At 70.0% G+C, this 24,496-nt stretch carries 20 protein-coding genes; 12 read left to right on the top strand and 8 right to left on the bottom strand.

Annotation, left to right across the window (positions count from 1 at the left end):
• Positions 1-135: 135 nt before the first annotated feature.
• Entirely contained in the window at positions 136-1,164 is a 1,029-nt protein-coding gene (locus Q8W67_RS07940) for a YcjF family protein (RefSeq protein WP_305543318.1), read from the top strand.
• A gap of 35 nt (positions 1,165-1,199) precedes the next feature.
• On the opposite strand, the gene Q8W67_RS07935 is transcribed toward Q8W67_RS07940, so the two are convergent.
• The 3 genes from Q8W67_RS07935 to Q8W67_RS07925 form a co-directional block, all read right to left on the bottom strand.
• Entirely contained in the window at positions 1,200-1,427 is a 228-nt protein-coding gene (locus Q8W67_RS07935; RefSeq protein ID WP_305543316.1) for a hypothetical protein, read from the bottom strand.
• Between the two features lie 375 nt (positions 1,428-1,802).
• Positions 1,803-2,354, bottom strand: a complete 552-nt coding sequence (locus tag Q8W67_RS07930; RefSeq protein WP_305543314.1) for an alpha/beta hydrolase — start codon at positions 2,352-2,354, stop codon at positions 1,803-1,805.
• Positions 2,355-2,399: 45 nt separating this feature from the next.
• A complete protein-coding gene (locus tag Q8W67_RS07925) occupies positions 2,400-3,473 on the bottom strand; it encodes a UV damage endonuclease UvsE (RefSeq protein ID WP_305543312.1) in 1,074 nt (357 codons plus the stop codon).
• A gap of 118 nt (positions 3,474-3,591) precedes the next feature.
• Between Q8W67_RS07925 and Q8W67_RS07920 the strand changes: the two genes are divergently transcribed.
• The 3 genes from Q8W67_RS07920 to Q8W67_RS07910 all read left to right on the top strand — a co-directional run bounded on the left by Q8W67_RS07920 (position 3,592) and on the right by Q8W67_RS07910 (position 6,583).
• Complete coding sequence (locus Q8W67_RS07920) at positions 3,592-4,782, top strand: YihY/virulence factor BrkB family protein (protein ID WP_305543310.1); 1,191 nt, start codon at positions 3,592-3,594, stop codon at positions 4,780-4,782.
• 86 nt (positions 4,783-4,868) lie between these two features.
• The gene (gene msrB, locus Q8W67_RS07915; protein ID WP_305543308.1) at positions 4,869-5,279 is read left to right on the top strand and encodes a peptide-methionine (R)-S-oxide reductase MsrB; all 411 of its coding nucleotides are present in this window, start codon (positions 4,869-4,871) and stop codon (positions 5,277-5,279) included.
• A 320-nt stretch (positions 5,280-5,599) separates the two neighbouring features.
• The gene (locus tag Q8W67_RS07910; RefSeq protein WP_305543305.1) at positions 5,600-6,583 is read left to right on the top strand and encodes a hypothetical protein; all 984 of its coding nucleotides are present in this window, start codon (positions 5,600-5,602) and stop codon (positions 6,581-6,583) included.
• A gap of 63 nt (positions 6,584-6,646) precedes the next feature.
• Here the strand turns inward: Q8W67_RS07910 and Q8W67_RS07905 are convergent, their stop codons facing one another.
• Positions 6,647-7,075, bottom strand: coding sequence for a L,D-transpeptidase (locus Q8W67_RS07905; RefSeq protein ID WP_305543302.1), 429 nt, complete (start codon positions 7,073-7,075; stop codon positions 6,647-6,649).
• 246 nt (positions 7,076-7,321) lie between these two features.
• On the opposite strand from Q8W67_RS07905, the gene Q8W67_RS07900 reads away from it, so the two are divergent.
• The 6 genes from Q8W67_RS07900 to metH all read left to right on the top strand — a co-directional run bounded on the left by Q8W67_RS07900 (position 7,322) and on the right by metH (position 16,629).
• The gene (locus Q8W67_RS07900) at positions 7,322-8,695 is read left to right on the top strand and encodes a dicarboxylate/amino acid:cation symporter (protein ID WP_305543299.1); all 1,374 of its coding nucleotides are present in this window, start codon (positions 7,322-7,324) and stop codon (positions 8,693-8,695) included.
• On the top strand, positions 8,695-9,633 hold the full coding sequence (locus tag Q8W67_RS07895) for an ROK family protein (RefSeq protein ID WP_305543296.1): 939 nt from the start codon (positions 8,695-8,697) through the stop codon (positions 9,631-9,633). The genes Q8W67_RS07900 and Q8W67_RS07895 overlap by 1 nt, the downstream gene beginning before the upstream one ends.
• Before the next feature lie 79 nt (positions 9,634-9,712).
• Positions 9,713-10,609: a bestrophin family protein gene (locus tag Q8W67_RS07890; RefSeq protein ID WP_305543293.1), complete on the top strand. Its 897-nt coding sequence runs from the start codon at positions 9,713-9,715 to the stop codon at positions 10,607-10,609.
• A 66-nt stretch (positions 10,610-10,675) separates the two neighbouring features.
• Positions 10,676-11,701, top strand: a complete 1,026-nt coding sequence (locus Q8W67_RS07885; RefSeq protein WP_305543290.1) for a metalloregulator ArsR/SmtB family transcription factor — start codon at positions 10,676-10,678, stop codon at positions 11,699-11,701.
• A gap of 75 nt (positions 11,702-11,776) precedes the next feature.
• Positions 11,777-12,697 (top strand): methylenetetrahydrofolate reductase [NAD(P)H], encoded by a 921-nt coding sequence (gene metF, locus Q8W67_RS07880; RefSeq protein WP_305543287.1) that lies wholly within the window; start codon positions 11,777-11,779, stop codon positions 12,695-12,697.
• A 179-nt stretch (positions 12,698-12,876) separates the two neighbouring features.
• Positions 12,877-16,629, top strand: a complete 3,753-nt coding sequence (gene metH, locus Q8W67_RS07875) for a methionine synthase (protein WP_305543284.1) — start codon at positions 12,877-12,879, stop codon at positions 16,627-16,629.
• Between the two features lie 83 nt (positions 16,630-16,712).
• Here the strand turns inward: metH and Q8W67_RS07870 are convergent, their stop codons facing one another.
• The 4 genes from Q8W67_RS07870 to Q8W67_RS07855 form a co-directional block, all read right to left on the bottom strand.
• Positions 16,713-17,711 (bottom strand): SMP-30/gluconolactonase/LRE family protein, encoded by a 999-nt coding sequence (locus Q8W67_RS07870; protein WP_305543281.1) that lies wholly within the window; start codon positions 17,709-17,711, stop codon positions 16,713-16,715.
• 119 nt (positions 17,712-17,830) lie between these two features.
• On the bottom strand, positions 17,831-19,558 hold the full coding sequence (gene araD / locus Q8W67_RS07865) for an L-arabinonate dehydratase (protein ID WP_305543278.1): 1,728 nt from the start codon (positions 19,556-19,558) through the stop codon (positions 17,831-17,833).
• A 16-nt stretch (positions 19,559-19,574) separates the two neighbouring features.
• A complete protein-coding gene (locus tag Q8W67_RS07860) occupies positions 19,575-20,930 on the bottom strand; it encodes an MFS transporter (protein ID WP_305543269.1) in 1,356 nt (451 codons plus the stop codon).
• 109 nt (positions 20,931-21,039) lie between these two features.
• Positions 21,040-21,759, bottom strand: a complete 720-nt coding sequence (locus Q8W67_RS07855; RefSeq protein WP_305543266.1) for a ribonuclease activity regulator RraA — start codon at positions 21,757-21,759, stop codon at positions 21,040-21,042.
• Positions 21,760-21,988: 229 nt separating this feature from the next.
• On the opposite strand from Q8W67_RS07855, the gene Q8W67_RS07850 reads away from it, so the two are divergent.
• Positions 21,989-22,654 (top strand): GntR family transcriptional regulator, encoded by a 666-nt coding sequence (locus Q8W67_RS07850; protein WP_305543264.1) that lies wholly within the window; start codon positions 21,989-21,991, stop codon positions 22,652-22,654.
• Positions 22,655-22,801: 147 nt separating this feature from the next.
• Positions 22,802-24,472, top strand: coding sequence for a thiamine pyrophosphate-binding protein (locus tag Q8W67_RS07845; protein ID WP_305543261.1), 1,671 nt, complete (start codon positions 22,802-22,804; stop codon positions 24,470-24,472).
• The last annotated feature ends 24 nt before the right edge of the window (positions 24,473-24,496 follow it).

Below are 24,496 nucleotides of genomic sequence, written 5' to 3'. Positions count from 1 at the left end.
GGGGGGCCTGTTGCCGGATCACGCTCCGTGGTGCCTCCAGCTCCACCCCCACCCCTGTCACCCCCTTTCGCACGCCGTCCCACCCCGCAGAGGGGGGCGAGATGATGCGGTCGCGTTCACGAGGAACGGTGAGCCATGTCCTCAGGTCAGAAGCCCCGCGCCTTCCGCATCACGCCCGAGCCGCCGCCGGCCGCGAGCGTGACCACCACGCCGCTCGCCGCCCGGCCGCCGCAAGCCCGGATCGTGGAAGACCCCTTCGAGATCGTCGATGCGGCCGATGGCGTCGCGGTGCCGGTGGCGCCGCGACGGCGCTCGCCGTGGGGGCCGCTGTTCCTGTCGGCCGCCGGCGGACTGGTTTCCCTCGGGATCGGGCTCTCGATCGAGCGGATGATCGCCGACCTGTTCCAGGCCGCGCCGTGGCTCGGCTGGATCGCGCTCGCCCTGCTGGGCATCGCCGCGCTGGCGCTCCTGGCGATCGTCGCCCGCGAGCTGGCCGGCCTGCGGTGTGAGCGGAAGATCGAGCGGCTGCGCCAATCCGCGGTGGATGCCTTGAGCAGCCGCGATCACACCGGCGCACAGGCGGTGGTGCAGGCGCTGTCGGCCTTCTACGCGGACCGGGAATCCCTGGCACCGGGCCGCGCCCGGATCGACGCCGCCGCCGACGCGATCCTCGACGTGGACGACCGGATGGGGCTCGCCGAGCGCGAGTTGCTGGCGGGCCTCGACCGCCAGGCGCGCAACGCCATCGCGACGACGGCCAAGCAGGTCTCGGCGGTGACGGCGCTCAGCCCGCGCGCGATCGTGGATGTCGCCTTCGTGGTCTTCGCTGCCGTCCGGCTGCTGCGCCGGATCGCCGCGATCTACGGAGGACGCCCCGGCTTGCTCGGCTTCCTGCGGCTGGCGCGCTCGGCCGTGGCGCATCTCACCGTCACCGGCGGGATGGCGGTGGGCGAGAGCGTGATGCAGCAGGTTCTGGGGCTCGGGATCGCCGCCCGCGTCTCGGCCAAGCTGGGGGAAGGCGTGCTCAACGGACTGATGACAGCCCGATTCGGGCTGGCCGCCCTCAATGTCTGCCGCCCGCTGCCTTTCGTGCGCGAGGCGCCGCCCCGGCTTGCCGACGTGGCGGGCGAGTTGCTGCGCTCAGCGGAACCCGAGTCGAAATAGGGCGGTGCTACGCCGTTGCGGCTACAGGAGTGCCGCTACTTGGCGGCGGTGGCCGTGCGGCGGTTGGCGATGCGCGAGAACATGTTGCCGGTGTAGTCGGCGACCTTCGGCTTCTCGGGCTCACCGACCTTCGCCTCGAACGCCTCGATGCGCTTCAGGAGCGCGGCGTCGTTGAACAACGAGCTGTTGAAGTTGATGTGGGCCCGGGGCCCGAGGGCGGCCTGGACCGCGTCGAGTCGTTCCAGAAGCTCTTTACGCGTCACGGTGCTCTCCAGGGGCGCCTTCAGGGCGAAGGACCGCCCGAGACGCCACTGGAAGGCGCGAGGGTAAACGGCGCGTTAACGGAGTGGCCGAGTCCCAGGGCTGAACGCCGCCGCCGCGTCCTCACCGGCGACGCCGCCGGCGCCGGCATCCCGCAGGGCAGCCGCGATCCCGGCACGCTGCCGGGCGTCCAAGTCGCGGGAGGCATCCACGGCGTCGGCGAGCACGTAGGCCGGTCGCCGGCGCGTCGACGCGCGTAGAGAGGGGCCCGACCACGCGGGTCGAGCGGCGAAAAAGCGGACGCGTCGCGATTCTCTGCGGCCATGACGGCCGCACAAGTGCGGACGAGAGGCGACGAATCCGGCCTGCGCGGCGCCCTACAGCCCCTTCATGAACCCGGCGAGCCGCATCAGCCCCTCCGGCCACGGCCCGTGCCCGCTCGCCACGTTGATGTGGCCCGATTCGCCGGCATCGACCGTCAGGGCACCCCAGCTATGGGCGAAGTCGTCCGCGCGATCGTAGCGGCAATAGGGATCGGTGCGGCTTGCGACCAGGAGCGATGGGAAGGGCAGAGGTTCCCGCGGCACCGGCGCGAAGGCACGCACCGCGTCCGGGAGCCCGGGGGCCTGTTCGACGTCCGGGAAAGCCACGAACAGGGCGCCGCGGACAACACCGGCGGGCAGGCGCGGCACCGCCTCGACGCAGGCCACGACGCCCAGGCTGTGGGCAATCAGGATCACCGGCCGGGTCGCCGCCGCCACCGCCTCGGCGATCCGCCCGCACCAGGCCTCCGGGCTCGGCGCATGCCATTCGTCCTGCACGACCACCCGGGCCGTGGCGAGGCGTCCCGCCCAGCGGGCCTGCCAGTGGTCCTCCTCGGAGCCCCCGAGCCCCGGGACGATGAGGATGTCGCAATCGGCCGTCTTCATGCCGGCTGACTAGCGCCGCGCGCGGGAGGCGTCGAGACCGTCTCGTCACGCCGCGGCGATCGGGGGCGCCCGCTCGAGGGCCGTGATGTAATCGGCGATCTGCGTCGAGGCGTGGTTCTTCGCCTTCGCCTCGATCTCGAAATCGGCCCAGGCGAGGTGGCGGGCCACGAGGTCGTTCACCGCCCGGTTCCACATCCTGTCGGAATGCGCGGCAAGGTCCCGGACCGCGTGGCCGGCGGCACGCAGGGCCGGGAAGTCGGGCAGCACATCGGGGTCGCAGTCGGAGGAGACGGCCTCGCGCGAGACGCTGATATGGGCCACCGGCCGCACCCCGCGCCAGGACTCCCGCACCCGGGCGATGCGGGAATCGTCCGGCTCGATATAGACACCACCGCTCTGGACCCAGTGGTGGTGCAGATCGAGCACCACCGGCACGAGGTCGGCGAGCCGGAGCACCGCCTCGAGGCCGAAGGCGTTCTCGTCGTTCTCCACGGTGACGAGATCGCGCGCCACGCGGCTCGCACGGGGCAGGGCCTCGCGGAAGCCGTCGACCCCGGGGTCGCCCGCCCCGACATGGATGTTTATGTGGGCGCCGAGCGGGTGCCAGCCGCCGCCATAGCCCATGCGGTCGAAGATCTCGGCGTGGTAATCGAGCTCCGCCAGGCCGTTCTCGATGGCCGCCGGATTGCGGCTCGCCAGGAGGCAGAACGGGCCCGGGTGGAAGCTCAGGCGCACGCCGAGCCGGCGCGCCAGCGCCCCCGCCTCCGCCAGCCCGCGCTCGACTAGGGCAGCCATTTCGGGCTCGGCATAGAGGCCCTTCGCGATCGGGTGGGTGTAGCCGGGCAGGACATTGCTCGCCATGCGCAGCATGCGCTCGATCGGAGGCCGCGCGCCGACCCAGGCGATCTGGCGGGCCAGCGCGTGGAGGTTGTGGGCGACGATGGCGGAGAGCTTCGCCCGCCGGGCGCCGGGATCCAGCTTGGCGAGATGGGCCATCGTCACGCTGGTCAGATTCAGGTGGAGCGTCGCATCGCGCGCCGCCTTCAGGGTGGCATAGCCGCCGGGGGGCTCGTCGAGGACGAACTTGCAGCAGAATCCGAGGCGGGGCTGATCGCGCATGGGATGCAGAACGCGCGTCGGCGCCGCACGTGCCTGCGTCAGGACGCGGAACGGCCGCGGTTCGCCGACGTTTGAGCTTCGAGCGCGGCAGTTCCGCGCGGACGGCCTCTTCGAAGACATGCCTGCGTCGCCCACCAATCCGAGCGGACAGCCGGGCAGCGGCTCGACCCTGTGGATCCTGATGCTCGGCTCGGCGCTGGTGGCGCTCGCGGTCGCGCCCGGGCGACGGGGTTTACCGGCCCTGCCTGCGCGAAACGGCCCGCCGGTCGATCCAGAACCGACCACCGCCGCGGAGCCGGCGCGCCAAGCCGTCAACGCCGGCGCGCGCTCGATCACCGGCCGGGCCGCCCAGCTCACGGCGGCGACGCAGCCCGAGCGCGGACGCGCCGCCGACAGCCCCGCCGAGATGACGCAGGCCGGCTGGAAGGACATCGCGGTCCGGGTCTATCTGGAATTCAACAAGGACCGGGTTCTGGCGGTGGCCGCCGGTGTGACCTTCTACACCCTGCTGTCGCTGTTCCCGGCCATCGCAGCGCTCGTGAGCTGCTACGGCCTGTTCGCGGACGTCAACGTCATCAACGATCACCTCGCGCAGCTGCACGCCGTGCTGCCCTCGGGGGCGGTCGAGCTGATCGGCGACCAAGTCAAGCGCATCGCGGCCAAAGGCAGCGGGTCGCTCAGCCTCACGTTCTTCACCAGCCTGCTGCTCTCGCTCTGGAGCGCCAACGCCGCCATGAAGGCGATGTTCGATGCGCTGAACGTCGTCTACGAGGAGGAGGAGAAGCGCAACTTCCTCTGGCTGAACCTCCGCTCGCTCACCTTCACGGTGGGCGCCCTGGTGTTCATCATCATCGCGCTCAACGCGATCGTGGTGGTGCCGGTGGTGCTGAATTTCCTCGGCCTCGGCTCGGGCGCGTGGCTGCTGGCGGCCCTGCGCTGGCCTGCGGTGCTGCTAGTTCTGCTCGCGGGCCTCTCGGTGCTCTACCGCTTCGGCCCGAGCCGGGAGCATGCCCGCTGGCGCTGGGTCGGCGTCGGCAGCGTGATCGCGGGCCTGCTCTGGCTGATCGCGTCGCTGCTGTTCTCCTGGTACGTCTCCAATTTCGGCACCTACAACGAGACCTACGGCTCGCTCGGCGCGGTGATCGGATTCATGACCTGGATCTGGATCTCCTCGACGATCGTGCTGCTCGGCGGCGAGATCAACGCGGAGCTTGAGCACCAGACGGCCCGCGATACCACCACCGGCGCCCCGCTGCCGATGGGACATCGCCAGGCGCGGATGGCCGACACGGTGGGCGCGGCGGCCTAGTGCCCGGATGCCGGCGTTTTCGAAGCCCCGGGACTGCCGTCGAACGGGTGCGATGCCTATATCCCCCCGCGAAAAGGGAGATCCTCATGGCCGATAGCGCGACAACCAGCCCCGAGGCCCGCAGCGAGGCCGAGTGGCGCGCGGCGCTCACGCCGGAGCAGTATCGGGTTCTGCGTGAGCACGGCACCGAACGCGCCGGAACGAGCTGCCTGCTCGCCGAGAAGCGGGCCGGCACCTTCACCTGCGCCGGCTGCGGACAGCCGTTGTTCGAGCAGGGCACCAAGTTCGAGTCCGGCACCGGCTGGCCGAGCTTCTTCGAGCCGATCGAAGGCGCCGTCGAGACCACGGTGGATCGTAGCCATTGGATGGTCCGGACCGAGGTGCATTGCGCCCGCTGCAAGGGCCATCTCGGCCACGTCTTCGACGACGGTCCGGCTCCGACGGGCCTGCGATATTGCATGAACGGCGCCGCGATGAACTTCGAACCGGCGGAGTGAGGCGGCACCGTCCAGGTTTAACCTGGATTGCGAAAATCGTGCCCAAAGGCGGGATATCGGGGACAGGAGGGGTTTCTGACGAATTACAACCCCATTCCGGTCTTGATTTCGTCGAGTTTTTGCTTAGCGCTTAACCGTCTCATGTTGTCGCCGTCCGGTATTGGCGGTGGATCCGGTGATGTGCGAGCCAATACGGCGTTGCGGTCCAGTTAATACGCCGTCGTCGCCGGCTCGACCTGCCCGATCCATCGGGCCGGCGGCTCTGAGGGCTGTCCGCCGGATCGGCGCACCGCCGACAAAGCGGGAGGGGTTTTGAGTTCATGAGCACCATTCGCCGATTTCTGGTCGCCCCTTCCCTGGTTCGCCTGATCCGCAAGGAGCGGGGCGGCGCCCGGATCACCGAGGGGCATTTCGCCCCGCAGGGCGGTCGCGCCTCCTACGTGCGCGTCGACGGCCAGGTCTGCCAGCTCGTGCTGGTGAACAAGGGGCCCGACGGCATCCCGGCCGAGGAGCGCACCGACGTGCCGCGCGCCCACGGCGACGCGCTGCTGGATGTCTGCCCGGGCAAGGCCGCCTACGACCGGACCACCCTGAACGTCGGCGGCCGCGAAGTCGCAATCGACCGCTACGTCACGCCCGGCAGCCTCGACCTGATCAGCATCCTCTTCGATAGCGACGGTGACGCGGCCGCCTTCCACGCTCCGACCTGGTTCGGGCGTGAGGTCAGCGGCGAGCCGGCCTACGAGCGGCACCTCCTCGCCATCCAGGGCGTGCCGGCCGCCGAAGAGGTGTCGCTGAGCAACGCGGCGCTCGACGCGGTCCTCGACCTGATCGAACCCCGGTTCGGCTTCGGCCGCTACGGCAGCAGCGCGCGGACGAGCGAGCCGGATGACGGCGCGGTGAACGCCATGCGCCGCATCGTGACGCCCCCCGCGGCCCCGGTTGCAGCGCCGCCTCCCGCGCCGGAGCCCGTCGAGCCGCCCCAGGCCGCGCCGGTCGCCGAGGCCCCCGCGGAGCCCGCGCCGGAGCTTCACGCCGAGCCGGAGCCAGCTGCTCCGGAGCCCGTTCACCACGCGGCTCCGACGGCGTACGAAGCCGGCACCGCACAGGCCGGAGCGGGCGAGACCGCGCATGGCGACGCCCGCATCGACGACGTGATCGAGAGCCTGTCCCAGGCACTCGGCGCGGCGATCCATCAGCAGCCGGAGCCCGCCTCCGAGGCCAAGGACGCCAAGGGCGACGACCCGTCGAGCATGTTCGAGCGCTGGACCGTGCGCCCGCGCCGGACGCAGCAGCAGAACTGATCGATCCAGTCACAGAAGAGGCCGCGGGGGCAGGGTGCCGCCGCGGCCTTTTTTGTCGGGCTTTCAGTCGCGGATGACCACCGTGGCGCCCCCGCGGCTGCGGGCCAGGCCGAACAAGGCGGCGGCGTGGGCCGGGGAGAGGCGAACGCAGCCATGGCTCGCACGGCGCCCGAGAGTCCCGGTCGCGTAGGTGCCGTGGATCGCGTAGCCGCCGCGGAAGAACATCGCGTGCGGCATCGGCGCGCCGTGATACTTTCGCGAGCGCCACATCGGCGCCATCAGCCCCACCCGGAATCTGCCCCTCGGTGTGACGTATCCGCGGCGGGCGGTAGAGACCGGCCAGTCGTAGGCGTGATATCCATCGACGAAGACCCGCATGCGCTGACGGGACTGGTCGATCTGCGCGACGACGCCGGCGGCGGCCGGGACGGCGGGCGCGCAGGCTAAAAGCCCGCCCAGGATTACAGTACCGACAGGGTTGAATGAGGTCACGCCGGCCTCCTGAACTGCCCTGACCGCCGATCGGCGGACGGCGAATTCCGGCGGATGCCCGGAAGAGCCGTGTTTATCGGAATGCGGGCAAATATCCGCCAAGAGAAGTCTCTCCGCCCGGGATCGACAGGTTTTTGTCACGCTCGCTTCGCCGTGGACTACCGAGGCGCCGTTGAGGCGAGGGACGATTATCGTTAGCGTGCCGGCACACTGGGAGGGTGCGCGAAACGCGTGCACGGGATGGACATGGCACACGCAACCCACGCGACGGTTCCGGCCGGAGCCACCCGCGAGCCCTGGTACAAGGTGCTCTACATCCAGGTGCTGATCGCCATCGCGCTGGGCGTGCTGCTCGGGTGGTACGATCCGGCCACCGGCAAGGCCATGAAATGGCTCGGCGACGCCTTCATCGGCCTGATCAAGATGATGATCGCGCCGATCATCTTCTGCACCATCGTGCACGGCATCGCGTCGATCGGTGACCTCAAGAAGGTCGGCCGGGTCGGCCTGAAGGCGCTCGTCTACTTCGAGGTGGTCTCCACCGTGGCGCTGCTGTTCGGCGTGCTGGTCGGCGAGGTGATCAGGCCCGGCGCCGGCTTCAACGCCGACCCGTCGAAGCTCGATGCCAGCAAGGTCGCGAGCTACGCCAGCAAGGCGGCCGCCGATTCCACCGTCGCCCACATCCTGGCGATCATCCCCAAGAGCTTCTTCGATCCCTTCGCCACCGGCGACCTGCTTCAGGTGCTGCTGATCTCGATCCTCACCGGCGTGGTGGTGACCGGCCTGGGCGAGCGGGCGGCGGCCGTGAACCACGTGATCGACACCGCCGGGCAGATCTTCTTCAGGATCATCGGCATCGTCGTGAAGCTCGCGCCCGTCGGCGCGTTCGGGGCGATGGCCTTCACGATCGGCGAGTACGGGATCCAGAAGGTCTACGACCTCGCGTGGTTGGTCGGCACCTTCTACGTCACGGCGATCCTGTTCATCCTGGTGGTGCTCGGGACCATCGCCAAGATCGCCGGCTTCTCGATCCTGCGATTTCTCGCCTACATCAAGGACGAGTTGCTGATCGTCGTCGGCACCTCCTCGTCCGAGACGGTGCTGCCGCAGCTCATGACCAAGATGCGTCGGCTCGGCGCCTCGGACTCCGTGGTCGGCTTGGTGGTTCCGACCGGCTACTCGTTCAACCTCGACGGCACCAACATCTACATGACGCTGGCTACGCTGTTCCTGGCGCAGGCGGTGGGCGCCGACCTGAGCTTCACGCAGTACGCGACGATCATCCTCGTGGCGATGCTGACCTCGAAGGGCGCCTCGGGCGTCACCGGCGCGGGCTTCATCACCCTGGCGGCCACGCTTTCTGCGATCCCGAACAGCCCGGTGCCAGTCGCCGCCATGACCCTTGTGCTCGGGATCGACAAGTTCATGTCGGAGTGCCGCGCGCTCACCAACCTCGTGGGCAACGGCGTCGCCTGCGTGGTGGTCAGCCGCTGGGAGGGTGAGCTCGACATGGCCAAGCTCAACGAGGTCATGGCCCACCCCCTCGCCATCGGCACCCACATCACCGACGAGGCGCCGCAGCCGATGGGGACCGAGCGCAAGGTCGCCGCGGCGGAGTGATGGGCCAACAGCCGGGACCGGCACCCGCGCGGGCGCGCCTCGGGATCGATCTCGGCGGCACCAAGATCGCCGGGATCGTGCTCGATCCGGACGGTGCGACCCTGGCCGAGGCCCGGATGCCCGCGCCGCGCGGCGACTACCGGGCGACGCTCGAGGCGGTGGCCGCCCTGGTGGCGCGGCTCGAGGCGGAGGCCGGTGCCCCCTGCAGTGTCGGCATCGGCATGCCGGGCAGCTTGTCGCCGGCGACCGGCTCGGTGCGCAACGCCAACTCCCACTGGCTCAACGGCCGCCCGTTCGGGATCGATCTCGCGCATCGGCTGGAGCGGCCGGTTCGGATCGAGAACGACGCCAATTGCCTAGCGGTCTCGGAGGCGGTGGACGGCGCAGGCGCGGGCGCGCGGGTGGTCTGGGCGGTGATCCTGGGGACCGGCGTCGGGTCGGGCATCGCCGTCGACGGCCGCGTGCTCACGGGCCGCAATGCCATCGCGGGCGAATGGGGCCACGGCCCACTGCCGGCACCCGGTGCCGACGAGCAGCCCGGCCCGGATTGCTATTGCGGCCGTCGGGGCTGCATCGAGACCTGGCTGTCCGGTCCCGGCCTCGCCGCAGACCACGCCCGGCGGCACGGCGCGAACCTCACCGCCGAGGCGGTCGTCGCGGCCGCCCGCGACGGGGACGCGGGCGCGCGCGAGACGCTCGCCGTGCATCTCGACCGGCTCGGGCGCGCGGCCGCGCAGGTGGTCAATCTCCTGGACCCCGACGTGATCGTGATCGGCGGCGGCCTGTCGCGGATCCCGGAGCTGATCGCCGGGCTGCCCGCGATGATCGCCCCCCACGTCTTCTCCGACGCCTTCGATACGCCGGTGCGGGCGAGCCTGCACGGGGATGCCTCGGGGGTGCGCGGCGCGGCGTGGCTGTGGGAGGCTCGGGCCGACTGAGGGATCGCCTCACGGACGCCGCTCTTGCCGCAGCCGGGGGAGCAGGGCAGGACAGCCGCGCCTCAGCCCCGAAGACCCGATGATCGTCCGCACCCGGCCCAACCTGCTGACCCTGCTGTTCACCCTGCGCGGCTCGATCCTGCCGCAGGTGGCGCCGAAGCTCGTCGGGATCGTTGCCGTCTCCTGCGCGGTGGTATGGGCCGAGGCGCGCTGGCCCGCGGCGTTCCCGGTGACCGCCGGGGTCGCGCCGTTCACGCTGGTCGGCCTCGCCCTGTCGATCTTCCTGAGCTTCCGCAACAATGCCTGCTACGAGCGCTGGTGGGAGGCCCGCAAGGCCTGGGGCAGCCTGATCGGTGAGGTGCGCAACCTCGCCCGTATCCTGCCGGCGCTGCTGCCGGAGCCGGAGGCGGCGGCCCAGCTTCGACGGCTATCGGCCTTCGCACACGGCCTGCACGCGCGCCTGCGCGGCCTCGACGAGGCCCTCGCGGTGGACGGGAAGGCGCCTGGATCGAACCTCTGCGGCCCCAATCCCACCGACTCGGTCCTGGCCACGATGACCCGAGACCTCGCCGGGCTGATGCGCGCGGGCCGCCTCACGGACATCCAGTTCGGCATCCTGGAGGCGCGGATCGAGGCCCTCTCGGGGGTGCATACCGCCTGCGAGCGGATCGCCAACACGCCGCTGCCCTTCGCCTACACGCTGCTCGTCTACCGGACCGCCTGGCTCTACTGCCTGCTCCTGCCGGTAGGACTCACGGGCTCCCTCGGGTGGGTGACGCCGGTGGTGGTGGCGCTCGTCGGCTACACGTTCTTCGGCCTCGACGCCCTCGGGGACGAGCTGGAGGAGCCCTTCGGCACCGAGCCGAACGACCTGCCCCTCGACGCGATGGTCCGTGCCGTCGACCGCATCGTGCACCACGCGCTGGGCGAGCCGATGCCCCCGCCGCTGGCGCCGGACGGGTACTGGCTGCGGTAGGGGCGGGGATCGCGGCTTCCAAGATCGCCCTTGCGCCCCGCTCGAAACGGACATAAACATATCTTTATGTCTATCGATCGCGATGAAGCAGTGGGATCGATCCCGTTCTCCGAGGCCCTGGGCGTCCTGCGCGCGGCCGCCGAAGAGACGCGCCTGCGCATCCTCGCGCTGCTCGCCGAGGGCGAGCTCTCGGTTTCGGACCTCACCGACATCCTGGGCCAGTCGCAGCCGCGGATCTCGCGCCATCTCAAGCTCCTGGTCGAGGCCGGCTTGGTCGAGCGCCACCGCGAGGGCGCCTGGGCGTTCTTCCGGCGTTCCGAGGCCCGCGCCGGCCTCGCCGACCCGCTCCTGTCCGAGCTCGACCGGACGGCGCCGCCCCTGTCGGAAGATCGCGCCAGGCTCGACGCCGTCCGGGCGCAGAGGGCTGAGACGGCCCAGACCTTCTTCGCACGGCTCGCGCCGAAATGGGACGAGCTGCGCTCCCTGCATGTCCCCGAGGCGACGGTGGAGGCGGCGGTGCTCGACGCGCTGGGCGAGCGTTCCCTCGGCAGCCTGATCGACCTCGGAACCGGCACGGGCCGGATGCTCGGCCTGCTCGCGCCCCGGGCCACACGCGCCACCGGCCTCGATTCGAGCCACGCCATGCTGTCCGTCGCCCGGGCCAATCTGGAGCGGCAAGGCTTGGCGCGGGTGGACCTGCGGCAGGGCGACATCCACGCGCCACCCTTCGCCAGGGCGAGCTTCGACCTCGTGGTGGTGCATCAGGTGCTGCATTATCTCGATGATCCGGCCCGCGCGCTACGCGGCGCCGCCCGGCTCGTGGCGCCCGGAGGCCGGCTCCTGGTGGTGGATTTCGCGCCGCACGACCTGGAATTCCTGCGGACCGGCCAAGCCCATCGGCGGCTCGGCTTCTCGGCCGATCAGGTCTCCGGCTGGCTCGCCGAGGCGGGGCTCGCCACGGTCTCGACCCACGACCTCGCACCGCGGGAATCCGGCCAGCTCACCGTCACGCTCTGGCTCGCCCAAGAGGCCGGCGTTCACCAAGTGGGCGTCGGACACGACGCGGCTCAGCCCCGGCGCGCGGTCGCGTGACCCCCGGGCCGAGCGACCTCCATGCAACCCTTCCCCGCCATCGTCTGAACCGATCGACATAGAGGACGAGACCCGATGCGCCGATCCACACACCGCGCCAGCCGCGACGGCTACCACCCGATCCGCGTCTCGATCGAGTTCTTCCCGCCGAAGACCGAGGAGATGGAGAGGATCCTCTGGACCTCGATCGAGCGGCTGGCCCCGCTCCAGCCGAACTTCGTCTCCGTGACCTACGGGGCCGGCGGCTCGACCCGCGAGCGCACCCACAACACGGTCGCCCGGATGGTCCGCGAGACCAGCCTTAAGCCGGCCGCCCACCTCACCTGCGTGGATGCCTCCCGTGAGGAGATCGACGCGGTGGTGCAGTCCTACTGGGACGCGGGCGTGCGCCACATCGTGGCGCTGCGCGGCGATCCGGCCGAGGGCGTCGGCCATGCCTACCGGCCGCATCCCGGGGGCTACGCCACCACGGCCGAGCTGGTGGAGGGGATCAAGCGCATCGGCGACTTCAAGGTCTCGGTCTCGGCCTATCCCGAGAAGCACCCGGAGGCGGCCTCGCTGGAGGCCGACATCGACGCCCTGAAGGCCAAGGTCGATGCCGGCGCCGATCAGGCGATCACCCAGTTCTTCTTTGAGAACGAGATCTTCCTGCGCTACCTCGAGAAGGTCCGGGCCGCCGGGATCACGATCCCGATCATCCCGGGCATCCTGCCGGTGCAGAACTTCAAGCAGGCGGCGAACTTTGCCCGCCGCACAGGCGCCTCGGTGCCCTACTGGCTCGCGGCCCGGTTCGAGGGGCTCGAAGACGACGTGGAGACGCGCCGTCTCGTGGCCGCCGCGGTGGCGGCCGAGCAGGTGCTCGACCTCGTGGACGAGGGCGTCAACGACTTCCACTTCTACTCGATGAACCGCTCCGACCTCGTCTACGCCATCTGCCACCTGCTCGGCCTGCGCGCGCAGGCGCCGAAGCTGGCGGCCGCCAAGGCCGCGGCTTAAACTCAGCCGCGCCCGGACGGCGCAACCCGATCCCACCCTCATCCTGAGCTGCCGGGCGATCGAAGATCGCGCGGCCTCTTAGGAGGGGCCCGGGGACCGACACGACATCTGGAGGGCTCCTTCGAGGCCTCCGCTACGCTCCGGCACCTCAGGATGAGGTGGCCGATGGGATTGCCTTGATGACTGATTTCCCACCCGTCGACGGCACCGAGATCGCACGTGCGCTGCGCCAGCGCGCGGGGGAGAAGATCCTCGTCCTCGACGGGGCGATGGGCACGGTGATCCAGCGGCTCGGCCTCACCGAGGCGGATTTCCGCGGCGACCGCTTCAAGGATCACGCGCACGATCAGAAGGGCAACAACGACCTCCTGATCCTGACGCAGCCGGACGCGATCCGGCAGATCCATCTGGATTACTTCCTGGCCGGCGCCGACGTCTGCGAGACCAACACCTTCTCCGGCACCACGATCGCGCAGGCGGATTACGGCCTCGAATCGATCATCCACGACCTGAACCGGGAGGGCGCACGCCTCGCCCGCGAGGCCGCCCGGCTCGCCGAGAAGCAGGATGGTCGCCGCCGCTTCGTGGCCGGCGCCATCGGCCCGACGAACCGCACGCTCTCGATCTCCCCGGACGTGAACAATCCCGGCTTCCGGGCCGTCACCTTCGATCAGGTCAAGACCGCCTACATGGAGCAGGTCCGCGGCCTGATCGCCGGTGGCGCCGAGTTGATCCTGATCGAGACGATCTTCGACACGCTCAACGCCAAGGCGGCCGTGGCCGCGGCCTGGGCGGTGTTCGAGGAGACCGGGATCCGCCTGCCGATCCAGATCTCCGGCACGATCACCGACCTGTCGGGCCGGACCCTGTCGGGACAGACCCCGGCGGCGTTCTGGAACGCGCTCCGCCATTCCGACCCGCTGACCTTCGGCCTCAACTGCGCGCTGGGCGCCCGCGAGATGCGCGGCCACATCGCCGAGCTGTCCCGCCTGTGCGACACCCTGGTCTGCGCCTATCCGAATGCCGGCCTGCCCAACGAGTTCGGCCTCTACGACGAGAGCCCGGAGGCCATGGGCAAGCTGGTCGGCGAATTCGCCGAAGCGGGCCTGGTCAACATGGTCGGCGGCTGCTGCGGCACGACGCCGGACCACATCCGCGCGATCAGCGACTCGGTCGCCGGCAAGGCGCCCCGGCAGGTCCCCGAGATCCCGCGCCTGATGCGGCTCTCGGGCCTGGAGCCCTTCGTGCTAACCAAGGAAATCCCGTTCGTGAACGTCGGTGAGCGCACCAACGTCACCGGCTCGGCCAAGTTCAGGAAGCTCATCACCAACGGCGATTACGCCGCGGCCCTGGATGTCGCCCGCGATCAGGTCGCCGCCGGCGCCCAGGTGATCGACGTGAACATGGACGAGGGCCTGCTCGACTCTCAGAAGGCGATGGTCGAGTTCCTCAACCTCGTCGCCGCCGAGCCCGACATCGCCCGGGTGCCGGTGATGGTCGATTCCTCGAAGTTCGAGGTGATCGAGGCCGGCCTGAAATGTATCCAAGGCAAGGCGATCGTGAACTCGATCTCCATGAAAGAGGGCGAGGCGAAGTTCATCGAGGCCGCTAGGATCTGCCGTTCCTACGGCGCCGCCGTCGTGGTGATGGCCTTCGACGAGCAGGGTCAGGCGGACTCCTACGAGCGCAAGGTCGCGATCTGCACCAAGGCCTACCGGATCCTGACCGAGCAGGTGGGCTACCCGCCGGAAGACATCATCTTCGATCCCAACATCTTCGCGGTGGCCACCGGCATCGAGGAGCATAATCCCTACGGCGTCGCCTTCATCGACGCGACCCGGACGATCCGTGAGACCCTGCCGCATGCCCACATCTCGGGCGGCGTCTCGAACCTCAGCTTCGCCTTCCGCGGCAACGAGCCGGTGCGCGAGGCGATGCACGCGGTGTTCCTGTACCATTGCATCCAGGCCGGGATGGACATGGGGATCGTCAATGCCGGCCAGCTCGCGGTCTACGACGAGATCCCGGCGGAGCTGCGCGAGCTGTGCGAGGACGTGGTCCTCAACCGCCGCGACGATTCCACGGAGCGCCTGCTGGAGGCGGCCGAGCGCTTCAAGACCGGCGCCTCGGCCCAGGCCAAGACCGCCGACCTGACGTGGCGCGAGGCCCCGGTGGCCAAGCGCATCGAGCACGCGCTGGTCAACGGCATCACCGAGTACATCGTGGCCGACACCGAGGAGGCCCGCAGCCAGGCCGAGCGCCCGCTCCACGTCATCGAGGGGCCTTTGATGGCCGGCATGAACGTGGTCGGCGACCTGTTCGGCGCCGGCAAGATGTTCCTGCCCCAGGTGGTGAAGTCCGCCCGGGTGATGAAGCAGGCGGTCGCCTATCTCGAACCCTTCATGGAGGAGGAGAAGCGCGCCAATGGCGGCGACGGCCGGCGCCAGGCCGCCGGCAAGGTGCTGATGGCGACCGTGAAGGGGGACGTCCACGACATCGGAAAGAACATCGTCGGCGTCGTTCTCGCCTGCAACAACTACGAGATCATCGATCTCGGCGTTATGGTCCCGGCCGCCAAGATCCTGGAGACCGCCAAGCGCGAGAACGTCGACATCGTCGGCCTGTCCGGCCTGATCACCCCGTCGCTGGACGAGATGGTCCACGTGGCGGGCGAGATGGAGCGCGAAGGCTTCTCCGTGCCGCTGCTGATCGGCGGCGCCACAACGAGCCGCGTCCACACGGCGGTGAAGATCCACCCGGCCTACGCCAAGGGCCAGGCGGTCTACGTCACCGACGCGAGCCGCGCGGTCGGCGTGGTATCGAGCCTCCTGTCCAAGGACACCCGCGACGCCACGATCGCGACGGTGCGGGCGGAATACGCCAAGGTCTCCGCCGCCCATGCCCGATCGGAGCTCGACAAGCAGCGCCTGCCGCTGGCGAAGGCCCGGGCTAACCCCTTCCGGATCGACTGGTCGGGATACGCGCCGAAGAAGCCGGCCTTCACGGATGCGCGGGTGTTCGGCTCCTACGAGGTCGCCGACCTCGTGCCCTATATCGACTGGACGCCGTTCCTGCAGACCTACGAGTTCAAGGGCCGCTTCCCGGCGATCCTGGACGACCCGGACCAGGGTCCCGCCGCCCGTGCCCTCTACGAGGACGCGCAGGAGATGCTGACGCAGATCGTGGCGGAGCGCTGGTTCAACCCGAAGGCGGTGATCGGCTTCTGGCCGGCCAACAGCGTCGGGGACGACATCGTGCTCTACACGGGCGAGAGCCGGTCGGACCGGCTCGCGACTTTCCACGGCCTGCGCCAGCAGCTGTCCAAGCGCGACGGGCGCGCCAACACCTGCCTGTCGGACTTCGTCGCCCCCAGGGAGACCGGCATCGCCGATTACGTCGGCGGCTTCGTGGTCACGGCCGGCCTGGAGGAGGTGCGCATCGCCGAGCGGTTCGAGCGCGCCAACGACGATTACCGGGCGATCCTGGTGAAGGCGCTGGCTGACCGGATCGCCGAGGCGTTCGCCGAGCGCATGCACGAGCGCGTCCGGCGGGAGTTCTGGGGCTATGCGCCGGACGAAAGTTTTTCCCCCGCCGAGCTGGCGAGCGAGCCCTATGCCGGTATCCGCCCGGCCCCGGGCTACCCGTCCCAGCCCGACCACACCGAGAAGACGCAGCTGTTCGATCTCCTGAAGGCCGAGCGCCGGATCGGGGTTAAGCTCACCGAATCCTATGCCATGTGGCCCGGTTCCTCGGTCTCGGGCCTCTATTTGGCTCATCCGGAGGCGCATTACTTCGGGGTCGCCAAGGTCGAGCGGGACCAGGTCGAGGACTACGCCCTCCGCAAGGGCATGGACATCCGCGACGTGGAGCGCTGGCTCGGGCCGATCCTGAACTACGACCCGGCGCGGTATCTGGCGGAGGCCGCGGAGTAGGGGGCCAGCGCCGCGTCCGACGACGACCCGACTCCGTTGGAGGGGCCGTCGCCGGATGCGTCATGCGATTCGGATCACCAGGATCAGCAGATCCCGGCGCCGCGCGTGTTGACGTAGAGTGCGTAGACCGAGTGCGAGGCGGCCATCAGCAGCAGGTTGCGGTTGAAGCCACCGAAGCACAGGTTGGCGCAGCGCTCGGGCAGGCGGATCCGGCCGATCGGCTTGGCCTGCGGCGAGAGCACCAGCACCCCGTCCTCGGCCTCGCTCATGCCCCAGCCGCACCACAGGTTGCCGTCGACATCGACACGGAAACCGTCCGGCGTGCCGGTCCCGGCATCGTAGAACACGCGCCCGTTGGCGGTCCTGGTGCCGTTCTCGACCACGTCGTAGACGCGGATCAGCCGGTTCGGCTTGGCCCGGGCCTCGATGACGTAGAGCTTCGACTCGTCCGGCGAGAAGCAGAGGCCGTTCGGGCCCGCGAGGCCCGCCACGGCGACGCTCGCCTGCCCGGTCGCCGGATCGAACCGGTAGACGCTGCCCGGAAGTTCCGGCGCCGCCATCGCCTCGTGGGGGTTCGGTCCGAAGGCCGGGTCGGTGAACCAGACGGCGCCGTCGGAATGGCAGACGAGATCGTTGGGCGAGTTCAGCGGCTTGCCGTCGAACCGGTCGATCAGCGTGGTGATCGCGCCGTCGTGCTCGGTCCGGGTGACGCTGCGGGTCTTGTGCTGGCAGGTGATCAGGCGGCCCTGCCGGTCGCGGGTGTTGCCGTTGGCGTAGGAAGACGGCTTGCGGAAAACCGAGAGCGCGCCCGAGGCCTCGTCCCATCTCATGATGCGGTCGTTGGTCACGTCGCTGAACAGCAGCGCGCCCATGTCGCCGAACCAGACCGGCCCCTCGGCCCAGCGCAGACCGGTGGCGACCCGCTCCACGGTTGCCGAGGCGAGGCGGTACTTGGCGAAGGACGGGTCGAGCACCTCGACGGCCGGGTCGGGAACGCGCTGCGACGGCTCCCATCCGGCCCGGGTCGCCTGTGCGGCGCCGAGCACGGCCGCACCCGCCAGCAGACCCCTGCGCGCGATCATCGCCATGTCTCCTCCCTGGAGTGTGCGTCCGCCGGATCTTTGCCGGCCGTGCGCAAGGCATTGTTTGGACAGGCTCCCTTGTGCCGGGCTGGGATGCCCGTGCGCGAGACGCGCTCCGCTCAGTGAATCTCGGGTTCGGGGATGCCGCCCGCGCCTTCGAGGAAGTCGAAGTCGCAGCCCTCGTGGGCCTGCCGCACGTGCTGGGCGAACAGGCGGTTGTAGCCACGCGGATAGGCGCGGTCCGGCGGCACGAAGGCTTCCACGCGGGCGGCGATCTCGGCATCGTCCAGGTGCAGGTGGATCCGCCGCGCGGCCACGTCGACCGTGATGAGATCGCCGTTGCGCACGGCGGCGAGCGGGCCGCCGGCCGCCGATTCCGGCGAGACGTGCAGGATGCAGGCCCCGTAGCTCGTGCCGCTCATGCGGGCGTCGGAGATCCGCAGCATGTCGCGCACCCCCTGCCGGAGCAGCACCTTCGGGATCGGCAGCATCCCCCATTCCGGCATGCCGGGCCCGCCGATCGGGCCGGCATTGCGCAGGACCATGATGTGATCGGGCGTGACGTCGAGGTCGAGGTCGTTCACCGCGGCGCTCATCGCGTCGTAATCGTCGAAGACCAGCGCCGGGCCGGTATGCTTGAGGAAGCGCGGGTCGGCGGCCGGCGGCTTGATCACGCAGCCGTGCGGGGCGAGGTTGCCGTACAGGATGGCGGTGCCGCCGGTGGCCACGATCGGCTTGTCCAGCGGGCGGATCACGTCGTCGTTGAACACCGTGATGCCGGCGAGCCCGTCGCCGATCGTGCCGCCCGTGACCGAGCGGGCGTCGAGGTGGAGGAGGGGGGACAGCCGCGCCATCAGCGCGCGGATGCCGCCGGCGATGTGGAAATCCTCCATCAGCCACCGGCCCGAAGGCCGGAGGTTGGCGATCACCGGCACCGTCTGGGCGAAGTCGTCGAACGCGGTGAGCTTGACCGGGATCCCGGCCCGCCCGGCCATCGCCACGAGGTGGATCATCGCGTTGGTCGAGCCGGCGAGCGCGTTGTGCACCACGAGCGCGTTGTCGATCGAGCGCCGGTCGAGGATGTCGGACGGCTTCAGGTCCTCCCAGATCATCGCGACGATCCGGCGTCCGCAGGCGCTGGCCATGCGGGGATGGTCGGCGTCGGCCGCCGGAATGGAGGCCGCACCCGGAAGGCACAGGCCCATCGCCTCGGCGATCGACGTCATGGTCGAGGCGGTGCCCATGGTCATGCAGGTGCCGGCCGAGCGCGCGATGCCGGCCTCCATGTCGTTCCATTGCTGCGTGGTGATGGTGCCGGCTTCCTTCTCGGCCCAGAACTTCCACACGTCGGAGCCCGAGCCGAGGATCGTCCCGCCGGAATGCCCGCGCATCATCGGGCCGGCCGGCAAGAAGATCATCGGCAGGTTCATGGAGATGCCGCCCATCACGGTGCCGGGCGTGGTCTTGTCGCAGCCACCCATCAGGACCGCCCCGTCAACCGGGTGCTGGCGCAGCAATTCCTCCACCTCCATGGCCAGGAGGTTGCGGTAGAGCATCGTGGTCGGCTTGACGAAGTTCTCCGAGAGCGAGAGCGCCGGCAGTTCGATGGGGAAGCCCCCCGCCTGCCACACCCCGCGCTTCACCTGCTCCACGCGCTCGCGGAAATGCAGGTGGCAGGGGTTGATGTCGCTCCAGGTGTTGATGATGCCGACCACCGGCTTGTCGCTGAAATCAGCGCGCTCGTAGCCCATCTGCAGCATGCGCGAGCGGTGGCCGAAGCCGCGCAGGTCGGCGGTGCCGAACCAGCGCTGGCTGCGCAGGTCGGCCAGGGTCTTGCGTGCGGTCATGGCGGCGCCTCCGGTCTCATGCGTTCGGCGGGGCGGAGCCGACCGGGCCGGTCGCGATGCCCGGATCCACCGCGCCCGCGCCCGGCCGAACCGCGAAGAAGGTGATGGCCGCCGAGGCGAGCGCGGACGCCGCCAGGAAATACAGGCCGGCCTCGTAGGTGCCGGTGGCATCCTTGAGCCAGCCCAGGACGTAGGGACCGACGAAGCCGCCGAGATTGCCGATCGCGTTGATCAGCGCGATGCCTCCGGCCGCGGCCGGCCCCGACAGGAATTCCGCCGGCAGAGGCCAGAAGGCGGGCTTGGAGCCGTAGAGGCCGACCGTCGCCACGGACATCACCGTGAGCGCCCAGAGGCTGCCGAGCAGCGGACCGGCCGCGATGAGCCCGCCGGCGGCGACCAAGGCGGCGGTCACGAAGTGCCAGCGCCGCTCCTCGCGCCGGTCCGACGACCAGCTCCAGGCAATCATGCCCGCTGTGCCCACCACATACGGGACGGCCGTCGCGAGCCCGGTCTCCCAGTCGGTGAGCTTCAGACTCTTGAGGATCGGCGGCAGGAAGAAGGTGATGCCGTAGGTCGCGGTGGCGATGGTGAAGTAGATCGCTGCGAGTGCGAGCACCCGGCCATCGGTCAAGGCCTGCCTGAGCGTGAAGTGCCCGTGCGCCTCCACGGTGCTGCGGCGCTCGGCCTCCAGCGTGTCCTCCAGCCAGGCGCGCTCGTCCGGCGCGAGCCAGCGCGCCTTGGCGGGCCGGTCTGTCATCTGCGCGAGCACCACAAAAGCCAGCAGGATCGAAGGCCCCGCCTCGATGAGGAACAGCCACTGCCAGCCGTGCAGACCGAGCAGCCCGTCGAGCTGAAGCAGCGCCCCCGAGATCACCGCCGTGAGGGCGTTCGAGCCCGGCACCGCCAGGAACAGGGCCGCCACAACCCGGGCCCGGTATCGCCGCGGGAACCAGTAGGTGAAGTACAGGATCATGCCGGGAAAGAATCCGGCCTCCGCCACGCCGAGCAGGAAGCGCATCACCAAGAAGCTCACAGGGCCGGTGATGAAGGCCATGCCACCCGCAACCAGGCCCCAGGTGATCATGATCCGGGCGATCCAGATCCGGGCCCCGGTGCGCTCCAGGAGAATGTTGCTCGGCACCTCGAAGAAGAAATAGCCGAGGAAGAAGATCCCCGCGCCCCACCCATAGAGGGTCGCCGAGAAGCCGAACTCCCGGTTCAGGCCGAACGAGGCGAAGCCCACGTTCGTGCGGTCCATGTAGGCGATGAAGTAGATCAGGACGATCAGCGGCAGGAGCCGCCACGAGACCTTGGCGACCGTGCGCCGCTCGATCTCCGGCGCCGCCGTGACCGCTGGTATGCCTGCCGACATGGCGCCCTCCGAACCGTCATCGTTGTCTTCGCCGGCCCGCTGAAGTCGCGCGCCGGCCAGCCCGGAACCGGCTCGGCCAAGCCCGGAATGGGTCGGGTGCGGGCCGTCTTCAGCGCCCGTTCTGCTTCCGCCAGGCGGCGAAGTCGGCCACGCTCTGCTCGTCGGTGGCAGGGTAGAGACCGAGGATTGAGCGGCCCTTGCGCACCTCCTCGGTGACGAAGTCCTCGTAGGCGGTCATCGCGACGGCCTCGTCCGCCAGTTCGTTGGCGAGGTGGGCGGGGATCACGGCAACGCCGTCGCCGTCGCCGACGATCACGTCACCGGGGAAGACCGGGGCGTCGCCGCAGCCGATCGGCACGTTGATGTCGATGGCTTGATGGATGGTCAGGTTGGTCGGCGCCGAGGGGCGGACATGGTAGCTGGGCATGTCGAGCCGGGCGATCTCGTCGGCGTCGCGGAACCCGCCGTCGGTCACGATGCCGGCGCAGCCCCGCACCATCAGCCGGGTCGCCAGGATCGAGCCGGCCGAGGCCGCCCGCGCGTCCTTCCGGCTGTCGATCACGAACACGGCGCCCGGCGGGCACTCCTCCACAGCCTTGCGCTGCGGGTGCGCCCGGTCGCGGAACACCGTGATCGGATTCAGGTCCTCGCGGGCCGGCATGTAGCGCAAGGTGAACGCCTCGCCGACCATGGTACCGCCGCCGGCCTTCAGGGGCCGGACCTCCTGGATCATCTGATTGCGGAAGCCGCGCTTGTACAGCGCGGTCATCAGCGTCGCCGTGCTGACGGTCTTCAGCTTGTCGCGTGTCTCAGGGGACAGCTCGGCCATCCGAATCTCCTCCCAGGGGTCAGTTGCCGCGAGACCGTGGCCGTCGAGAGGCTCCCCAGCGGCCGAGACGCGCGCCGTCTGAGCGCCGACTGATATCCCAGGCCTTGAGTAGGGCGTCGTTCGGCCCCATTGTCAACCGGCACGGATGGCGCCAAGGCCGGCTCCGAAACCGACGGAGAATGCATTGGCCGGATCGAGGATTGTGACGACCGGACCGGATTCAACCGGGGTGACGGCGGCCCCGAATCGGCCGCGGTCCCTTTCCGAGACCGCCTACGACGCGATCGAGCAGATGATCATCAGCCGGCGCCTGGCGCCGGGCGCGATGGTGTCGGAGGGGGAGCTCGGGGAAGAACTCGCGCTCGGACGCACCCCGGTCCGCGAGGCTTTGGCCCGGCTCAAGACGATCGGCTTCGTCGAGGTCCATCCGCGCCGCGGCGTGCTGGTGACTCATGTCGACATCATCAAGCACCTCGAACTGCTCGAGGTTCGTCGCCCGCTGGACGAGACGGTGGTCCGATGCATCGTCGAGCGCGCCACGGACCGGGACATCGCAGTCTTGCAGGATTGCGTCGCGAGGCTGCTTGCGGCCGCGGGTGCCCGCGACCGGGAGGTCTACTTCCGCTCGAAGCGGTCGCTCCACGAGGCGATGGTGGGGGCAGCGTACAATCAGACCCTGAGCGGCACGATGGCGTCGCTCCACGCCCAGTCCCGGCGCTTCTGGTACACCTACGAACCCACGGCCAGCTTCCTCGACTGCGCCGAGCTCCACGCGGCGATCGTTGCCGGGATCGCAGACCGCGATACAGAGCGGGCACTTGCCGGGATCGGGATGCTGTTCGACCTCCTGGATCAGATGACGCGCCGCGCCCTCGACCGCCGGCCTCTGGTGTGACAGGTTAATCGAGCCGCGCGCCTCTGTCCTCCGACTGACATATCAGTCGCACTCCAGGAGGCGGCGCGTAGTGGGCACGGCCGGGAACGCCGGCCCGCCGCCCGCCGAGGCGCATCGGACGCGGCGCGGTCACCAGGGAGGAACGGCTTGAGCGGATTGCCCCCACGCACCGGCGCGCAGGTGCTCGTCGATCAATTGCTCGCTCAAGGCGTCGAGCGCGTGACCTGTGTACCCGGCGAGAGCTATCTGGCGGTGCTCGACGCGCTGCGCGACAGCGGCATCGATGTGCTGGTGTGCCGGCAGGAGGGGGGCGCGGCGATCATGGCGGAGGCCGCCGGCAAGCTCACCGGCCACCCCGGCATCTGCTTCGTGACCCGCGGCCCCGGCGCCACCAATGCCTCGGCCGGGATCCACATCGCACGCCAGGATTCGACGCCGATGATCCTGTTCGTCGGTCAGATCGCCCGGGGGATGCGGGACCGGGAGGCGTTCCAGGAGGTCGACTATCGGCAGATGTTCGGCGGTCTGGCCAAGTGGGCGGTGGAGATCGACGATGCCGCCCGCATCCCGGAGATCCTCGCCCGGGCCTTCCGGGTGGCGCTCCAGGGGCGGCCGGGGCCTGTCGTGATCGCCTTGCCGGAGGACATGCTCGACGACATAGCCTCGGTCGCGGACGCGCCGCGCGTCGTCCCGGCCGAGTCAGCCCCGTCGCAGGGCGACGTGGAACGCCTGCGCGCGATGCTGGCCGCCGCGCAGAGGCCGCTTGTGCTGCTGGGCGGCTCGCGCTGGACCGCGCAGGCCTGCGCGGCGATGGCCGCCTGGGCCGAGCGCCACGACGTGCCGGTGGCGGTCTCGTTCCGGCGCGCGCAGCTGTTTGCCGCCGACCATCCGAATTTCGCCGGCGAGCTCGGGATCGGGCCGAACCCCGCCCTGGTCGCCCGGATCCGGGAGTCCGACCTGCTGCTCATGGTGGGCGGGCGCCTCTCCGAAATGCCGGCCCAATCCTACGGGCTTCTGGGCATCCCAAATCCGGGGCTGCCCCTGGTCCATGTCCATCCCGACCCGGCGGAACTCGGCCGTGTCTACCAGCCGGCGCTGGCGATCCAGGCGACTCCCGAGGCCTTCTGCGCCGCATTGCCCAGCTACGAGGCCTCCCAGACCGGACGCGCCGCCGAGGCCCACGCCGCCTACCGCGCCTGGTCCGAGGCGCCCGAGCCGAAGCCGGGGGCGTTCCAGTACGGCGCGGCGATCACGTGGCTGCGCGAGCGGCTGCCGCCGGACGCGGTGATCTGCAACGGCGCCGGCAACTTCGCCACCTGGATCCACCGCTACTACCGCTTCCGCGCCTTCGGCACGCAGCTCGCGCCGACCTCGGGCTCCATGGGCTACGGCCTGCCCGCGGCGGTGATGGCCAAGCGCAGCCTGCCCGACCGGGTCGTCGTGGCGCTCGCGGGCGACGGCGACGTGATGATGACGGTGCAGGAATTCGCCACCGCCGTGCAGTACGGCATCGCCATCCTGGTCGTGGTCCTCGACAACGGCATGTACGGCACGATCCGGATGCACCAGGAGCGCGAGTATCCCGGCCGGGTCTCGGCGACCGAGTTGCGCAACCCCGACTTCGCGGCTCTGGCCCGTGCCTGCGGTGGCCATGGCGAGCGCGTCGAGCGGACCGAGGAGTTCGCGGCGGCCTTCGAGCGCAGCCTCGCCGCGGGCCTGCCGGCGATGATCCACTGCCGCGTCGACCCGGAGGCGCTGACCCCGACCATGACCCTCGCGGGGATCCGCGCGAAGGCCCTGGCGGCGCGCGCGGGCTGAAGGCCTCCGCCGGCGTCTCTCGGT

This window comes from Methylobacterium sp. NEAU K (assembly GCF_030700285.1).
Lineage (GTDB): Bacteria > Pseudomonadota > Alphaproteobacteria > Rhizobiales > Beijerinckiaceae > Methylobacterium.
This window is presented reverse-complemented; position numbering and strand designations above follow the sequence as displayed.

Excerpts from the sequence above, each read along its gene's own strand:
- Q8W67_RS07940 (WP_305543318.1), top strand. The coding sequence starts at position 136 with ATGTCCTCAGGTCAGAAGCCCCGCGCCTTCCGCATCACGCCCGAGCCG.
- Q8W67_RS07930 (WP_305543314.1), bottom strand. The coding sequence starts at position 2,354 with ATGAAGACGGCCGATTGCGACATCCTCATCGTCCCGGGGCTCGGGGGC.
- Q8W67_RS07925 (WP_305543312.1), bottom strand. The coding sequence starts at position 3,473 with ATGCGCGATCAGCCCCGCCTCGGATTCTGCTGCAAGTTCGTCCTCGAC.
- Q8W67_RS07920 (WP_305543310.1), top strand. The coding sequence starts at position 3,592 with ATGCCTGCGTCGCCCACCAATCCGAGCGGACAGCCGGGCAGCGGCTCG.
- msrB (WP_305543308.1), top strand. The coding sequence starts at position 4,869 with ATGGCCGATAGCGCGACAACCAGCCCCGAGGCCCGCAGCGAGGCCGAG.
- Q8W67_RS07910 (WP_305543305.1), top strand. The coding sequence starts at position 5,600 with ATGAGCACCATTCGCCGATTTCTGGTCGCCCCTTCCCTGGTTCGCCTG.
- Q8W67_RS07900 (WP_305543299.1), top strand. The coding sequence starts at position 7,322 with ATGGCACACGCAACCCACGCGACGGTTCCGGCCGGAGCCACCCGCGAG.
- Q8W67_RS07895 (WP_305543296.1), top strand. The coding sequence starts at position 8,695 with ATGGGCCAACAGCCGGGACCGGCACCCGCGCGGGCGCGCCTCGGGATC.
- Q8W67_RS07890 (WP_305543293.1), top strand. The coding sequence starts at position 9,713 with ATGATCGTCCGCACCCGGCCCAACCTGCTGACCCTGCTGTTCACCCTG.
- Q8W67_RS07885 (WP_305543290.1), top strand. The coding sequence starts at position 10,676 with ATGTCTATCGATCGCGATGAAGCAGTGGGATCGATCCCGTTCTCCGAG.
- metF (WP_305543287.1), top strand. The coding sequence starts at position 11,777 with ATGCGCCGATCCACACACCGCGCCAGCCGCGACGGCTACCACCCGATC.
- metH (WP_305543284.1), top strand. The coding sequence starts at position 12,877 with ATGACTGATTTCCCACCCGTCGACGGCACCGAGATCGCACGTGCGCTG.
- Q8W67_RS07870 (WP_305543281.1), bottom strand. The coding sequence starts at position 17,711 with ATGATCGCGCGCAGGGGTCTGCTGGCGGGTGCGGCCGTGCTCGGCGCC.
- araD (WP_305543278.1), bottom strand. The coding sequence starts at position 19,558 with ATGACCGCACGCAAGACCCTGGCCGACCTGCGCAGCCAGCGCTGGTTC.
- Q8W67_RS07860 (WP_305543269.1), bottom strand. The coding sequence starts at position 20,930 with ATGTCGGCAGGCATACCAGCGGTCACGGCGGCGCCGGAGATCGAGCGG.
- Q8W67_RS07855 (WP_305543266.1), bottom strand. The coding sequence starts at position 21,759 with ATGGCCGAGCTGTCCCCTGAGACACGCGACAAGCTGAAGACCGTCAGC.